Origin of the sequence: Edaphobacter sp. 4G125, assembly GCF_014274685.1 — a bacterium.
Classification (GTDB): domain Bacteria; phylum Acidobacteriota; class Terriglobia; order Terriglobales; family Acidobacteriaceae; genus Edaphobacter.
In genome coordinates this window covers 1,494,978-1,510,077 of sequence record NZ_CP060393.1, presented here as the reverse complement: position 1 = coordinate 1,510,077, position 15,100 = coordinate 1,494,978, and the positions used below count along the sequence as shown (strand labels likewise).

Below are 15,100 nucleotides of genomic sequence, written 5' to 3'. Positions count from 1 at the left end.
ACTGCCTGTTACTGCTGCTATCTCTACTTCAGCGACCTCAACTTCGTCGCTGCTACTTCTTCAATCTCTTCTCTGCTTCCTGACCGGCCAGGTCTTCGATCGAAGACCTGACCGCGGAAGCGATCGTTAGTCGGCTGCGGCGATTGCGGGCTGCGGCTGCTTTTTTTGCTCGCCCTGCTTGACAAGTTCAACGTCAAGGCAGAGGGACTGCAACTCGCGAATCAGCACGTTGAACGACTCCGGCACACCAGGCTCAATCGCAGCCTCGCCCTTGACGATGGCCTCGTAGATCTTCGTACGGCCATAAACGTCGTCAGACTTCGCGGTAAGCAGCTCCTGAAGGATGTAAGCTGCGCCGTAGGCTTCCAGCGCCCAGACTTCCATCTCACCGAAGCGCTGTCCGCCGAACTGCGCCTTACCACCCAGCGGCTGCTGTGTAATCAGCGAGTACGGTCCGATCGAGCGAGCGTGGATCTTGTCGTCGACCAGGTGCGAGAGCTTGAGCATATAGATGTAGCCGACCGTGGCGGGCTGCTCGAACTGATCGCCCGTCATGCCATCGAACAGAAGGCTCTTACCCGAGGTCGGAAGACCAGCAGCTCCAAGCAACGCTTTGATCTCGTTCTCACGGGCGCCGTCGAAGACTGCCGTTCCAAACCAGATACCGCGCTTCATGCCGGCGGCGACGCGCAGAGTCTGTTCGTCGTCCAGCTTAAGAAGCTGGTTGAGAGCTGCTGTTCCTGCGAAGCGCGCCTTGAAGAGCTCGCGGACCTCGTTGGCAGACTGCATCTTCGCAGCAGCCTCAGCAACCTGCTGGCCCAGTTCATGCGCGGCCCAGCCAAGATGCGTCTCGAGAATCTGTCCCACGTTCATACGCGAAGGCACACCCAGCGGGTTCAGGACGATCTCGACCGGCGTTCCATCCGGAAGGTACGGCATATCCTCCTCAGGCAGAATGCGGGCGATAACACCCTTGTTCCCGTGGCGTCCGGCCATCTTGTCGCCGACCGAAAGCTTACGCTTCATCGCGATATAGACCTTCACCATCTTGATCACGCCAGGCGCAAGCTCATCGCCTTTGCCCATCTTGGTGATCTTTTCGTTGGTGATCTTGCGCAGAACGTCGATCTGACGCGAGGTCATCTCTTCGATCTCATCAATCTGCTCGTTGACACGCGGGTCCTTGTCAGCATAACGAATACGCTTCAGGTTACGCGTCGAGATCAGCTCGATCGTGTCGCGATTCAGGATCTCGCCCTTCGAGAGCAGTTTCTTATTGGTGCGCTCGTCGTGCAGATCGGCCTGGACTTCCTTACCGCCCAGAATGGCTTCCAACCGCTTCAGACGCTCGTCGGTAAGAATACGGATCTCATCGGCAAGGTTGCGCTCGAGCTTCTCGATCTGCTCCGTCTCGATCTGCTTGGCGCGCTCGTCCTTCTCCTGTCCCTTGCGGGAGAAGATACGGACGTCGACAACCGTTCCCTCGATTCCTGGAGGGCACGTCAGTGAGGCGTCACGAACGTCGCCGGCCTTCTCACCAAAGATGGCGCGCAGCAGTTTCTCTTCAGGAGTAAGCTGCGTCTCGCCCTTCGGCGTCACCTTGCCAACGAGGATATCGTTGTGGCTGATCTTGGCGCCGATACGGATGATGCCCGACTCATCCAGATCACGCAGAGCGTGCTCGGAGACGTTCGGAATATCGCGCGTAATCTCTTCTGGTCCCAGCTTGGTGTCGCGGGCCTCGATCTCGAACTCCTCGATGTGGATCGAGGTGTAGTAGTCCTCGCGGACCAGCTTCTCCGAGATCAGGATCGCGTCCTCGAAGTTGTATCCGCGCCATGGCATGAAGGCCACCAGCACGTTACGACCGAGACCAAGTTCGCCCTGCTCCGTGCACGGACCGTCAGCGATGACCTGCCCCTTCAGCACGCGGTCGCCCTTGCGGACTACCGGCTTCTGGTTGATGCAGGTGTTCTGGTTCGAGCGCTTGAACTTCGTCAACTGGTAGATGTCCGAACCAACCTCACGCGACAGCTGCGTCGGGTGATGCTCGCCTTCCACGCGGACGATGATGCGCTCAGAGTCGACCGAGTCCACGATGCCATTACGCTTGGCCAGAATGACGGCGCCGGAATCGCGTGCCGTGACGCCTTCCATACCGGTTCCGACAAATGGAGCCTCGGAAACCAGCAGCGGAACCGACTGGCGCTGCATGTTCGCACCCATCAGAGCGCGGTTCGCGTCGTCGTGCTCGAGGAACGGAACCAGCGAGGCAGCGACCGAAACCAGCTGCTTCGGCGAAACGTCGACGTAATCAACCTCAGACTTATTCACGAGAACGAAGTTGCCCTGGCGACGGGCGTCGACGATGTTCTGAACGATGTTCTGCTTCTCGTCGAGCTCGATGTTCGCCTGTGCAATCGTATGACGGTCCTCTTCCCAAGCCGACAGGTAGAAGCTGAAGGGTGAAACCTCCATCGAGCGCTTCTTGTCCTTCTTCAGCTGGTCGTTGATCTTCTTCGCCTCGTTGATCTCGAGGTAGTCGCCCTGGCGAAGACCGCTCTCACCAGCATTGGTCACCTGCACGTAGTCGAGTACCCGGCCTTCCTTAACACGGCGGTAAGGAGACTCGATGAAGCCGTACTCGTTGATGCGGGCAAAGCAGCTCAGTGAGGAGATCAGACCGATGTTCGGACCTTCCGGGGTCTCGATCGGGCAGATACGACCATAGTGCGTCGGGTGCACGTCGCGGACTTCAAAGCCCGCGCGCTCGCGCGACAGACCGCCCGGCCCAAGGGCCGAGAGACGACGCTTGTGCGTAATCTCCGAGAGCGGGTTCGTCTGGTCCATGAACTGCGAAAGCTGCGAGCTTCCAAAGAACTCACGGATCGCGGCCATCACCGGCTTCGCGTTGATCAGGTCGTGCGGCATCGCCGTCGACATCTCCTGATACACGCTCATCTTTTCCTTGATGGCACGCTCCATACGGACCAGGCCGATACGGAACTGGTTCTCCATCAGCTCACCGACAGCGCGGACGCGACGGTTGCCGAGGTGATCGATATCGTCGACCACACCAATATTCTTGCGCAGCTTCAGCAGGTACTTGATCGTGCCGTAGAAATCATCCGGGGTCAGCGTACGGTGATCCAGTCCGGTAGCTTCGGCATTCTCGTACAACTTGATGTTGAACTTCAGACGACCGACGCGCGAGAAATCGTACTTACGCGGATCGAAGAACATGCCCTCGAAGAGCGCGGTCGCCGTATCGAGGGTCGGGGGATCACCCGGACGCAGCTTGCGGTAGATCTCGATCAGGGCCTCTTCCGGCTTACGAACGGAGTCACGACGCAGCGTGTTCGTGATGATGTTGCCCACGTCGTCGCGCTCGGGGAAGAAGACCTCGAAGCTGGTGACTCCCGACTGCTGAATCTTGTGTAGTTTGTCGGCAGTCAGCTCCTGGTTCGCCTCATAGAGCAGCTCGCCAGTGGTCAGATCCACAACATCGGCGGCCGTCATCGCGCCGTCGAACTCGCTCGTCTCGACCTCAACCGCCTCGACCTTCGCAGCACGGAGAGCCTTCAACGAGTGAGCCGAAATCTTGCGAGTCGCAGGAGCAACCTCCTCCCCCTTGATCGTGATGGCAGCAGCAGGGCGCGTTCCCTGCAGATTCGTCGGGGTGCCTTCGGCGACGACCTTCCAGCTCAGCTTGCCGTCCTTCACGTTGATGGTATCGACCGTGTAGAAGGTCTTCAGAATCTCTTCGTCCGTGCGCAGACCGAGGGCGCGTAGGAAGATCGTTCCCAGGAACTTGCGCTTGCGGTCGATGCGGACGTAAAGGGTGTTTTTCTGGTCGTATTCAAACTCAACCCAGCTGCCACGGTACGGAATGATCTTGCCGAGAAAGTAGGTGCGGTTGTTGGCCGTCTCGAAAAAGACGCCGGGCGAGCGGTGCAACTGCGACACAATGACACGCTCGGTGCCGTTAACGATGAACGTTCCGTTGGCCGACATCAGCGGAATGTCGCCAAAAAAGACCTCTTGCTCTTTCATGTCGCGCAGGGTCTTCGTGCCCGTCTCCGGGTCCTTGTCATAAATCTTCAGGCGGATCGTCACCTTCAGCGGGGCCGAATAGGTCATGCCGCGCTCTTCGCACTCTGCCTGGTCGTACTTCAACTGCAGACCGACCGGATCGCCGCACTTGGTGCAGAAGTCTGGGGTGTTCTTGTTGTACGTTCCGCAGAAGTTGCAAAGCACATCGCCTGGGTGGAACGGGTCAGTAATCACCATGTGGCCGCAGTGGGTGCAGGCCGTGCGCAGGTGATTCAACCCCTTGAGGTAGCCGCACTTGCACTCCCAGTTGCCGATGGAATAATCGACAAACTCAAGCTCACTCACATTGCGAAAATCAGTGATCGGGAAGACTGAGGTAAAAACTGACTGCAGACCGTTATCTTCACGCTCCTGCGGCAGCTTGTCCATCTGCAGGAAGCGCTCATAGCTGCGGCGCTGGACCTCGATGAGGTTGGGAATTTCAATTGCGGTTGGAATCTTCGAAAAATCAAGACGACTGCGGATCGCGCGCATTTCGCTGGACATGCTCTCTCCCTGAATCAGTACCTTCGAGGACCCTCGGAAAGACGTTTTGTACCGTCCTCAAAGGGGGAGAGCCCCGGTCCTGACTCTCCTGGTTGCTTCTGTTGCGCCTATCTCTCTTCGGGTTTTGTCGGTCCTCGATTCCCAACTCACCCGCGCGCAAAATATCCTGCTGGCCTCAACTACGGCGCATTGGCTCTGAAAAATTCAAAATCTTCAAAACTCTCACAACATCTCGTGCATCCACGCTTCAAACTGCTCCCCAGAGGAGGCATCCATCAGAGACGCGGCAAAGCGCTCGCAGAGACAGCGTGTCCCACGAGCGCAAAGGTCGACTTGTGCACTATTTCGATCGTATTAATAGAAATTTCCGCCGCCATTTGAGGCTCGCCTGCCCCAAAATCTGCTGCCGTCCGCCTAATGCCGTTTCACTATGCGCATCCGCCGCTTGAGACGCATAATGGCCGGCCCCTTAGCCTCCCAAAAAGGAGGATGGACCGGAATACCGCCGTATCTTCCGCACGTCCGCCAGCAGAACACAGCAAGGCGGAACGAAGCTTCTCTTCAAGAATAACTCGTTCCGCCCGGCCGTGCAACTGGGGTAAAGTTACTTGATCTCGACGGTGGCAACGCCTTCGAATTTCTTGGCAATCGCCGCTGCATCGTCCTTCGAGACGTTCTCCTTCAAGGGCTTGGGAGCGCCATCGACCAGGTCCTTGGCTTCCTTGAGGCCCAGGCTGGTGACTTCGCGTACAGCCTTGATCGTGTTGATCTTGTTCGCGCCCGCATCCTTGAGGATCACGGTGAACTCGGTCTTTTCCTCGGCTGCCGGAGCCGCCGCACCGCCGCCCGCTGCCGGAGCAACAGCAACCGCTGCCGCTGCCGCCGAGACGCCAAGACGCTCTTCGAGCTTCTTCACCAGAGCCGATGCCTCAAGCAGGCTCAGGCTAACAATCTGATCTTCCAACTGCTGAATATCCGCCATTTTTCTTCTCCAATACTTCTGAACTTTGTGTTACCGATGATTCTCCGAAGCTCGCTTCGCCCCGGTTGTCCCGCCTTTCAGGTTTCCGTTGCGCCCAGACATGACGCACCCAAAGGGTGGAACGAAACTTCTTTATCCCTCGACAGGAGCCGTGGTCGCCGCCTCGCCCGCCTGAGATGCCGTCGCATTCTCCGGCTGAGCCGCACCGGAAGGCTGCTCACCTGCCGACGATTCCTCGGCGTGGGCCGCTGCAATCGAAGCCACAGGAGCCGCACCTGTAAACTTACCCTTTTCAACACCCTGGTTGATCACAACCGCCAGGTCGCGTCCAGTGGCATTGATGACCGTCGCAAGACGCTGCGCCGGAGCATTGATCAGGAACAACAGCTTGGCAAAGATCTCTTCCTTGCCCGGCATCGTCGCCAGTTCACCAAGCTCCTGGACCGTGAGCAGCTTGCCGTCTACGATTCCCAACTTGAAGGTGAACTCTGAATTGTCCTTCACCCAAGTTGAGAGAGCTTTGGCCAGCGCAACCGGATCGCCCGAGGTGTACGCCACCGAAGTGACACCTTTCAGCCCCTTCAGGGCCTCCTCGACCTTCGTCCCCTCAGCCGACTTCGCAGCCAGCTTGTTCTTCACCACGTGATAGTGGCCACCCGCCGCGCGAACCGTCTTGCGGAGATCAAAATCCTTCGCCGCCGTCAGCCCGGTAAACGTACCGATAATAGCCGAGGTCGAAACTTCAAGCTCCGCCGCGAGCTTCTTTACCTTATCCGACTTCTGTGATCTGGACAGTGCCATAAAATCCTAGCCTTCACTGCTAGCCCTTATTGCTAGCTAAAAATTGTGGGCTGCGCCATCGCAACCAAATCCTGAACAGAGAGGCGATTACGCCTTTCCAGCAGCCTCGGCCGCCGCATAATCCAGCTGAATTCCAGGGCCCATTGAAGAGCTAAGCGTCACGCCCTTGATGTACTTGCCCTTGGCGGCAGCCGGTTTCGCCTTAACCACGCTGGTGATCACCGTTGTCGCATTGTCGATCAGCTTCTGCGGATCGAACGAAAGCTTACCCACGGGAACATGCACCAGAGCAGTCTTGTCCGTACGGAACTCAACCTTACCAGCCTTAATCTCCTTGACCGCATCGGCCACGTTCGTGGTCACGGTACCCGTCTTCGGATTCGGCATCAGCCCCTTAGGACCAAGGACCTTACCCAGACGACCAACCGACTTCATCATGTCGGGAGTCGCGATCAAAGCATCAAAGTCCGTCCAGTTCTCCTTCTGGATCTTCTCGACCAACTCTTCACCACCGAAAAACTCGGCGCCAGCGGCCTGCGCGTCCTTCACCTTGTCGCCAGAAGCGATAACAGCCACAACCTTGGTCTTACCCAAACCATGCGGTAGAACCACCGTGCCGCGAACCATCTGGTCCGCATGACGGGGATCGACACCCAGACGCATCGTCAGGTCAACCGTCTCATCAAACTTTGCGTATTTTGCTTTCTGGAGCAGCGGAACCGCATCCGCCAGAACGTAAGGACGGGGCTCAACCAACGCACGCGCCTTCGCCAGATTCTTCGAAATCTTCCTAGCCATCTTCCCTCATCTCCCACCCCTCTCGGATCTGCTTCTCCGGGGCGTGGTTATCGACTGGTCTCAACGGCGAGTTGAGACGCTCTTTTGAGTATGCCAGAAGGAGATGGGCAGGTCAACCAAAATAACACATTACAGGCGATTGGTCTTCGATCGCGCGTACATCAACCATTCAATATCTTCATCATCTCCGGCGCGTACCGCTCTCCTCCAACCGCCCCTTTCGGCAACACCGCTTCGATTCGGTTGAAGTCTTCGTCGTTGAAGGAAATTTGCACCGCTCCAATGTTCTCCTCCAAGCGCCCGATGCTACTGGTTCCCGGAATCGGAATCACATCTGGATTGCGGTGAAGCAACCAGGCCAACGCCAACTGCGCGGCGGTGCAATGCTTTTCCTCGGCAATTTCCTGTAATCGATCAACAATCGCAAGGTTGCGTGCAAACTGCTCTCCCTGGAAACGTGGATTTCCTCGCCTCCAATCTCCTGGAGCAAGATCATCTACGCTGCGGAATCTGGCCCCGAGAAACCCACGTCCAAGCGGGCTATATGCCACAAGAGCAATGCCCAACTCACGCAGAACCGGAAGCAACTCCTCTTCCGGGTCGCGAGTAAACAGCGAGTACTCGTTCTGTAGTGCGGCAATGGGATGGACCTTGTACGCACGACGCACCGTGTTCGGAGCAGCCTCCGAAAGCCCCAGATGGCGCACCTTTCCTGCTTTGACCAGTTCTGCCATTGCCCCCACGGTTTCCTCAATAGGAACTTGGGGGTCGACACGATGCAGGTAGTAAAGATCGATATGATCAACTCCCAATCGCTTCAACGATTCGTCACAATTGCGGTGTACGCTCTCAGGACTACCATCTACACCGCGGTTGTGTAGATCGGATCCCATCACGATCCCGAACTTCGTCGCCAGAACGACTTCATTCCGGCACCCACGCAGCGCCTTGCCAACCTTCAACTCAGAATCGCCATAGATATTCGCTGTATCGAGAAAATTGATTCCGAGATCGAGTGCGCGATGGATCAACTCCACAGCCTTCTCGTCATCCTGCACGCTACTGGTGTAGACATCGGCGATACCGATGCTCATACAGCCTAATCCAATCGCCGACACCAGTGGTCCTTCGTGGCCAAGCCGTCTCTGCTCCATCTCACGCACTCCGGATTTTCAATCTGAAAGGATGTATTCCATTGGATGACATCGCATCATCTATAGATGCAACACATAGCTCTTCGCCAGAAAACACGCTCCGGGAAAGGAAAACACATGATTGCGCGACATTGGAGAGGATGGACCGAACCCGACAACGCAGATGCCTATGAGCATCTGCTAAAAACCACCGTCCTCCCTGACCTTCGCAAGATCAAAGGCTATCGCGGCGGTTATGTCCTGCGGAAAGATACGCCCTCAGAAGTCGAGTTTGTCGTCATCAACCTCTTCGATTCGCTTGACTCTGTAAAGCGTTTTGCCGGTCCTGAGTATGAAGTTGCTGTCTTTGAACCCGAGGCCCGACATCTGCTGAGTCGTGTCGAACTTCTGGCCCATCACTATCAGGTCGCCGCAAGCTCCCCTTTAGAAAGTTCCGTTACTTTGTCTAAAAGCTCCCTGCAAAAATAGCCTTTAGCTTCGATTTCAGTCCTTGTTCTTCGCTGGCTCTCCGAACCTGCGTTCGATGAGTGTAAAGAAGCATCCCAATCACCGCTGCAAACTCTGGACGCACCAGTTCCTCCGGCATCTTCGACAACGGTACCGGATATCCGATTCGCGCAGGGACGCGCAGAAGGCTCTCCGCATTGTCCAACAAACCCGCCATGAGTGAGCCGCCGCCGGTAAACACACAACCTGCTCCCAGCGCCTCCAACACGCCTCCCTGACGCAGGTTATCGCGCATCATGGTGAACAGTTCGCGGGCCCGCGGTTCCAAGATCTCGGCCAGAAAACGCTGCCGTACCGTTCGCGCCGGTTGACCGCCCGAGATTGCCAGATCGCCGCCAACTTCAATCTCGTTCATCTGAGGAACCGCTGTAACCACGCAGTGTCCGTAGTTCTTCTTCAGATGTTCGGCTTCTTCCACGGTGACGTGAAGGCCCACTGCAAGATCGTTGGTGAAATGGTCTCCGCCAATCGGCAGCACAGCCGTGTGCGCTACCGAGCCTTCAAAGAATACCGCCAGCTCAGTCGTACTCGAACCGATATCTGCCACGCAGACACCCAGTTCGCGTTCGTCCGCGCCCAGTACCGCCTCCGCCGACGCAATTCCCTCGAAGACCGTGTCCAACACTTCAAGTCCGGCACGATTCGCGCACGTGATAACACTCTGCGCCGCTCCTCCAGAACAGGTGGAGAGATGAAGGTTGACTTCCAGCTTGTTCCCCACCATGCCAATCGGATCGTGAATCCCGGGCTGTTCGTCCAGAATGAACTCCTGTGGCAACAGATGGAGCACCTCGCGGTCCGGAGGTAACGCTACGCTGCGCGCACGGTCAACGGCGGCTCGGACCTCTTCGCGCGTGATCTCGCGCATTCGGCTTCCCAGGCTGATTCCACCACGCGAGTTCATTCCGCGCACATGCGTTCCGCCGATGCCTACAACAGCGGTTTCGATCGCCGCTTTAGCGGATCGCTCAGCCGTCAGTGCCGCGCGGTTGATGGCTTCAGCTGCGGGACCCAGCTCCGCGATCAGGCCCTTGCGCATTCCTCGGGACGGCTCCACGCCGTGTCCTCGGTAACGCAATACGCCATCGTGCAGCTCTGCCACCAGCACGCTGCTCTTCGTGTTTCCTGCGTCCAACACCGTAATCAGATTCTCTGGCTTCTGATTCTTCATGGATGAACCGCCTGCGCCGGATGAATATTCGAGCTCTGCCCTGCTACCGCCGTTAACTGCTGTTTCGGATGGACCCAAAATGACTCCCCACTTGTTCTCACCGCCTTCGCGGAAGCGCCCTTCTTCGCCACCGGTTTCTTGCCCTTAACCGGTGGTTTTGCTTTTGTCTTCTTTGCTGGAGCAGCATGACTCGCAGCCGCCCCACCTGAATGCGCCGGCGTCGGCGCTTTAGCCGGAGCCGCTGCCGGAACCGCAGGAGCCACTGCTTTCTTGTTCTCTGCGACCGGAGCCCGCTGTCCGCCGGTCGTCGCCGGAGCCGATGGTCCCGGCTGCATCTCCAGCACTACCTGCCGGTCATACCGCATATCCACCGCGGCCAGACGCGGATACTGCTGTCTCCACTCTGCAAGGTGGTCTTCAAACTTTCTGTATCGATCGAGGAAGTTGTCCTCTCCGAAATGCACCAGGACCTCGCCGTTCTTGTCCGGAATCACCGCTCGCACATCCTCCGGATACGACAAGTCCACCTCCGAGAGCTTCTCGGAGATCTTTTCCCCTCCCCCATCCATCTCACCGGTGAATCGCGTATACAGCTTCATGCGAGCGGCCCGCAGCGACAACGGATCGCTTGCCACCAGCCCCGTGACCACCGGAAACGAGTAGTGCACTGCTCCCTGCGCGTTCGACGGCATATCGAGCAGAATTCCATTGGCATCGACCAGCCCAATGCGATTTCCCTGCCGCACAAACGCGATCGGCGTCCGTTCCACTACAGCCACCCGTAAGCGATTCGGCAGCAGCCGCATCACTGTGGCTTGCTGGACCCAGGGCAACTGCTCCAACTGAGCTTTACGCTGCTCCAGCGGCACTCGGAAGATGTTTCGCTCGATATCCTCGCCGAACTGGGCCACCAACTGCGCTCGCGTCACATTCGTATTGCCAGTCGTCTCGATCGCAGTCGATGAAGGAATCAGGAAGCGCTCATCGTGCAGAATCGCAGTCCGTGCAGTCATTGCCAGCGCTCCGCATAGACCGATCAGGACTAAAACAATCGCGACAAGCGCGATTTTGCCTCCGCGCGACCGAGGTAAGCCCCCACGCAGCTTCACACGAATGCCGCTCTGCCTTCTCGGCAGTGGCTCGTCGTCGAATTCGTCCTCAAAATCTGTGAACTCTCGGGCCATCATCCTCTTCGGCGCAGATGTTCTTCGACCAGCCGAGGCTGTTTCGGAGACGTGATCCTGCTCTGGCGCCTCCAGCACCCCAACTCCATGCCTCGAAGATTCATTGCTACTTCGCAAACCCGAGCAGGGCCGCGAGAATCGCCATTCTGACTATATCCCCGCAACCCCAGTTCCTTATCCCTCAACTTCTTGCCTTGTACCCTTTCAGGAACTCACCTCGTCCGTTACTCCCACCTTTCTGCTATCCTCTTTCCCTTCATCCAGAGCCGTCAGCAACATCCTCGCCGCCTGCGAGACGTTCCCCGCCCCCAGCGTCAGGATTACATCGCCCTCCCGCGCCTGCCTTGCTAGCCGCTCTACCCCTTCGGCCATGGACGCTGCATACTCCACCCCTTTGCTCTGAATGGACCGGGCCAGCGTGTCACCCGTAATCCCCGCGATCGGAGCCTCGCTCGCCGGATAGATATCCAGCACTTCGACCACATCCGCATCGCCGAATGCTCCGGCAAACTCCTGCATCAGGTCGCGGGTCCGCGTATAACGATGCGGCTGGAAAAGCACCAGCACCCGTCCATAGTCGCACTCACGTGCGGCCTTCAGCGTAGCGAGAATCTCCGTAGGATGGTGGCCGTAGTCGTCCACCACCGTCACTCCGCGTGCCGTTCCCTTCACCTGAAAGCGACGGTCGACTCCACGGAAACTCTCCAGGCCCACTGCAATCTGCTCCGGAGCCATACCGAGCTGTACCCCAATCGCCACCGCCGCTGTGGCATTCAACACGTTATGCCGCCCTGGAACGTGTAGCGTGAACGGACCAAGTGTCGCTCCGCGATAGATCACCTCGAACCGAGAAAATCCCTCTCCATCCCGCTTCAGCGAGTTAACGCGAAAGTCCGCATCCTCGCTCTCGCCATAGGTGTAGAGTCGCCGCCTCACCTTGGGCAGCACCGACCGCAGCAGCGGATTGTCCACACAAGCCATCGAAGCTCCATAAAACGGAACCCGGTCCATAAATTCCAAAAACGCTGCCTCCACATCCGCCATATCGCGATAGCAGTCCATGTGCTCGCGATCCAGGTTGGTCACAACGGCGAGCACCGGCGACAGCTTCAGAAACGAGCGATCGCTCTCATCCGCCTCGGCCACAAGGTACTGCGAGTTCCCCAGCCGCGCATTCGAGTCCAGCGCATTCACACGTCCACCCACCACAACCGTTGGGTCCAGCCCTCCAGCAGCCAGCACCGAAGCCACCATGCTCGTCGTCGTGGTCTTTCCATGCATCCCTGCGACTGCAATCCCATACTTCAGCCGCATCAGCTCTGCCAGCATCTCTGCACGCTGAATCACGGGAATCTTCCGTGCTCGTGCCTCCAGCACCTCCGGATTATCCGGACGCACCGCCGAGCTCGTCACCACGACATCGCTTCCGGCAGCATTCGCAGCCGCATGTCCCTCGAAGACCCGTGCGCCCAGGCCTACCAGCCGGTCCGTCACCGCCGAGCGTCGTAGATCGCTCCCGCTGACGGTGTATCCCATCGTCAGTAGAATCTCTGCAATCCCACTCATCCCAATCCCGCCAATCCCAATAAAGTGGATGCGGTGCGTCGGAGCAAAGAAGAGCGGAGCGGAAGAGGCAGGCGTGTGCGGCATATTCACAACTTTAGCAGTCGAGGAGAGCAGAATCCGTGGATAAAAATGCCTGTTTTGCCTGCAATCCGTAGATAGGGTAGTAGAAAATTAGCAGATGGAATAGAAGAGAAAATAGAAGATGGGACAGTAGAAGATAATGAGAGTTCTTACCGCGGCAGAGATGGGCCAGGTGGACCGGAGAACCGCCGAGGAGTTCGGGACACCTCTTAGCGCGCTAATGGAAGCCGCAGGCCATGCGGTGGCGACCTTCGTGCAACGCAGGTTCCCTCAGACGCGACGCGTAGTTGCACTCTGCGGAAAAGGAAACAACGGTGGCGATGGCGTCGTCGCGGCACGTGTGCTGGCACAGGCGGGGCTCAAGACCCAGGTTGTACTGCTCGGAAAAATCGATGCCATCAAGGGAGAAGCCTCTGACGCGATGGCCCGTCTGCGCGCAGAGACAAAGGTTCCCATCTACGAGATCGACGACAAAGCAGCATTGCAGCAAACCTTCGTAGAACTCAAATTAAATCCTGCCGATCTTTTGCTCGATGCAGTCGTCGGCACAGGATTCCGCCCCCCTCTACGCAACCTCGCCGCAGTAGCGCGGGATTGGATAAATCAGAGCAACGTGCCCGTAGTTGCAGTCGATCTTCCAAGCGGATGGGACGCCGACTCGACCAATCAGACAGTCGAAGGTGCTTTCCGTGCAGATGCGGTCGTGACGTTTACGGCTCCTAAACTCGCCCACGTCTTCGGATATATGACCACGGGTCCTGTTGTCGTCGCCAACATCGGTTCCCCTGAAGAAGCGATCCCCGCAGGCGATGGACTGCACTGGACGGGCAGTTCAAAAGCAATTGCAGAGAAGCCTCGCAGCCCAAACTCCAACAAAGGAAAGTACGGTCACGTGCTGATCGTCGGTGGAAGTTATGGAACCGCTGGTGCTCCCGCGATGTCCTCGCTGGCTGCGCTCAGAACTGGAGCTGGGTTGGTGACCGCCGCGGTTCCGAAGTCAGTTGCCGATCTGGTCGCCGGAATCGCGCCCGAGCTAATGCTGAAACCCCTGGAGGAGGGCTCCGACGGCGCAGTCGCGCTATCGAACGTTGAAGGTTCTCAGCTGGAAGAACTACTCCAGCGGATGACCGTACTCGCCGTCGGCCCTGGACTCTCGCAGCGAGGCGAAGCAAGTGCCGTAGCGCGAGAGCTGCTGGAGAAGACGACGCTGCCCATCGTGATCGACGCCGATGGACTGAATGCATTCGACGGAAAAGATGAACTGCTGAATGGAGCTGGCAGAACGCTGGTGCTGACGCCCCATCCCGGAGAGATGGCGCGACTCGCCGGACTGACCGTGAAGGACGTCGAAGCCGACCGCATCAGCCTGGCGCGCAAATTCGCAACCGAACACAAGCTGACGCTGGTGCTCAAAGGCTGGAGAACATTAGTTGCGCATCCCGATGGGCGAATCGCCGTGAACACAACAGGAAACCCGGCCATGTCCAAGGGAGGAAGCGGCGATATCCTGACAGGAATCGTTGCTGCAATGCTGGCGCAATATCCTGATGATGTAGCACATGCAGTTGAAACAGCGGTCTATCTGCATGGCCTCGCGGCAGACTTCGCAGTACGGGAGATGGACGAGCACACCGTGCTGGCAACCGACACAGTGATGCATCTCTCGAATGCCTTCCGCTATCGCGTAAAGGACGAGGATGGGTTGGTCTGGATCTGCGGGCTACGCTGAGGGAAGAAAGATAAAAGTGTCCGAAAGAAGAAGGATAAATAAAGATAAATGATCAATAAGGATAAATATTGACTAAAGAGTTTTCGTTGGAAAAGAGATTCCGTACCCGCAGCGTCACGGGCACGCTGGCACTCGCTGAAAGGATCGCTGAAATTCTTTTACCTACACCAAAGCTGGTGGTGTTGCGAGGCGAACTCGGTACAGGAAAGACAACCCTGGTCAAAGGAATCGCGGCTTCTCTCGGTGCCGCCACCGAAGAAGATGTCACCTCACCCACCTTTACGCTGGTGCATGAATACAACGGACCAAAGGTAAAGATCTACCATCTCGATCTGTATCGTCTGGAAACCGAGCGTGAGTTGGCCACACTTGGGCTGGAAGAGATGATCTCCGAGCCGGATGCTTTGGTCCTGGTCGAATGGGGGGAGCGCTTCGAGAGCATCGTCTCACGGATGGACGCCGAGATTGCGATGGCACATGGCGAAAATGGCGGTGACGAGCGCGAGATGCGTGTGCGCTGGAATTGAC

11 protein-coding genes are annotated in these 15,100 nt (G+C 57.6%); 3 read left to right on the top strand and 8 right to left on the bottom strand.

From position 1 onward, the window contains the following. Positions 1–126: 126 nt before the first annotated feature. The 5 genes from rpoB to H7846_RS06200 form a co-directional block, all read right to left on the bottom strand. The gene (rpoB, locus tag H7846_RS06220; protein ID WP_186695623.1) at positions 127–4,599 is read right to left on the bottom strand and encodes a DNA-directed RNA polymerase subunit beta; all 4,473 of its coding nucleotides are present in this window, start codon (positions 4,597–4,599) and stop codon (positions 127–129) included. A 604-nt stretch (positions 4,600–5,203) separates the two neighbouring features. Continuing rightward, positions 5,204–5,581 (bottom strand): 50S ribosomal protein L7/L12, encoded by a 378-nt coding sequence (gene rplL, locus H7846_RS06215; protein ID WP_186695622.1) that lies wholly within the window; start codon positions 5,579–5,581, stop codon positions 5,204–5,206. 132 nt (positions 5,582–5,713) lie between these two features. Then, entirely contained in the window at positions 5,714–6,382 is a 669-nt protein-coding gene (gene rplJ, locus H7846_RS06210) for a 50S ribosomal protein L10 (protein WP_186695621.1), read from the bottom strand. Between the two features lie 87 nt (positions 6,383–6,469). Next, positions 6,470–7,180: a 50S ribosomal protein L1 gene (gene rplA, locus H7846_RS06205; RefSeq protein WP_186695620.1), complete on the bottom strand. Its 711-nt coding sequence runs from the start codon at positions 7,178–7,180 to the stop codon at positions 6,470–6,472. Positions 7,181–7,341: 161 nt separating this feature from the next. After that, positions 7,342–8,334 (bottom strand): aldo/keto reductase, encoded by a 993-nt coding sequence (locus tag H7846_RS06200; RefSeq protein WP_186695619.1) that lies wholly within the window; start codon positions 8,332–8,334, stop codon positions 7,342–7,344. Between the two features lie 117 nt (positions 8,335–8,451). Between H7846_RS06200 and H7846_RS06195 the strand changes: the two genes are divergently transcribed. Continuing rightward, entirely contained in the window at positions 8,452–8,802 is a 351-nt protein-coding gene (locus H7846_RS06195) for an antibiotic biosynthesis monooxygenase (protein ID WP_186695618.1), read from the top strand. On the opposite strand, the gene ftsA is transcribed toward H7846_RS06195, so the two are convergent. The 3 genes from ftsA to murC form a co-directional block, all read right to left on the bottom strand. Beyond that, positions 8,780–10,012 carry a cell division protein FtsA gene (gene ftsA / locus H7846_RS06190; RefSeq protein WP_186695617.1) on the bottom strand — a complete coding sequence of 411 codons (1,233 nt, stop codon included), beginning with the start codon at positions 10,010–10,012 and terminating at the stop codon, positions 8,780–8,782. The two genes, H7846_RS06195 and ftsA, sit on opposite strands and share 23 nt — an antisense overlap. Beyond that, entirely contained in the window at positions 10,009–11,199 is a 1,191-nt protein-coding gene (locus H7846_RS06185; protein WP_186696215.1) for a cell division protein FtsQ/DivIB, read from the bottom strand. Before H7846_RS06185 ends, ftsA begins: the two co-directional genes overlap by 4 nt. 201 nt (positions 11,200–11,400) lie before the next feature. Beyond that, a complete protein-coding gene (gene murC / locus H7846_RS06180) occupies positions 11,401–12,846 on the bottom strand; it encodes a UDP-N-acetylmuramate--L-alanine ligase (RefSeq protein ID WP_186695616.1) in 1,446 nt (481 codons plus the stop codon). A gap of 136 nt (positions 12,847–12,982) precedes the next feature. Between murC and H7846_RS06175 the strand changes: the two genes are divergently transcribed. Next, the gene (locus H7846_RS06175; protein WP_186695615.1) at positions 12,983–14,572 is read left to right on the top strand and encodes an NAD(P)H-hydrate dehydratase; all 1,590 of its coding nucleotides are present in this window, start codon (positions 12,983–12,985) and stop codon (positions 14,570–14,572) included. A gap of 86 nt (positions 14,573–14,658) precedes the next feature. Continuing rightward, a complete protein-coding gene (gene tsaE, locus H7846_RS06170) occupies positions 14,659–15,099 on the top strand; it encodes a tRNA (adenosine(37)-N6)-threonylcarbamoyltransferase complex ATPase subunit type 1 TsaE (protein ID WP_255460879.1) in 441 nt (146 codons plus the stop codon). Position 15,100: the final 1 nt, after the last annotated feature.

What these genes read in the sequence shown, in the direction of transcription:
- rplJ (WP_186695621.1), bottom strand. Translation starts at nt 6,382, where the DNA reads ATGGCACTGTCCAGATCACAGAAGTCGGATAAGGTAAAGAAGCTCGCG.
- H7846_RS06200 (WP_186695619.1), bottom strand. Translation starts at nt 8,334, where the DNA reads ATGGAGCAGAGACGGCTTGGCCACGAAGGACCACTGGTGTCGGCGATT.
- H7846_RS06185 (WP_186696215.1), bottom strand. Translation starts at nt 11,199, where the DNA reads ATGATGGCCCGAGAGTTCACAGATTTTGAGGACGAATTCGACGACGAG.
- rplA (WP_186695620.1), bottom strand. Translation starts at nt 7,180, where the DNA reads ATGGCTAGGAAGATTTCGAAGAATCTGGCGAAGGCGCGTGCGTTGGTT.
- H7846_RS06175 (WP_186695615.1), top strand. Translation starts at nt 12,983, where the DNA reads ATGAGAGTTCTTACCGCGGCAGAGATGGGCCAGGTGGACCGGAGAACC.
- ftsA (WP_186695617.1), bottom strand. Translation starts at nt 10,012, where the DNA reads ATGAAGAATCAGAAGCCAGAGAATCTGATTACGGTGTTGGACGCAGGA.
- rpoB (WP_186695623.1), bottom strand. Translation starts at nt 4,599, where the DNA reads ATGTCCAGCGAAATGCGCGCGATCCGCAGTCGTCTTGATTTTTCGAAG.
- murC (WP_186695616.1), bottom strand. Translation starts at nt 12,846, where the DNA reads ATGCCGCACACGCCTGCCTCTTCCGCTCCGCTCTTCTTTGCTCCGACG.
- rplL (WP_186695622.1), bottom strand. Translation starts at nt 5,581, where the DNA reads ATGGCGGATATTCAGCAGTTGGAAGATCAGATTGTTAGCCTGAGCCTG.
- H7846_RS06195 (WP_186695618.1), top strand. Translation starts at nt 8,452, where the DNA reads ATGATTGCGCGACATTGGAGAGGATGGACCGAACCCGACAACGCAGAT.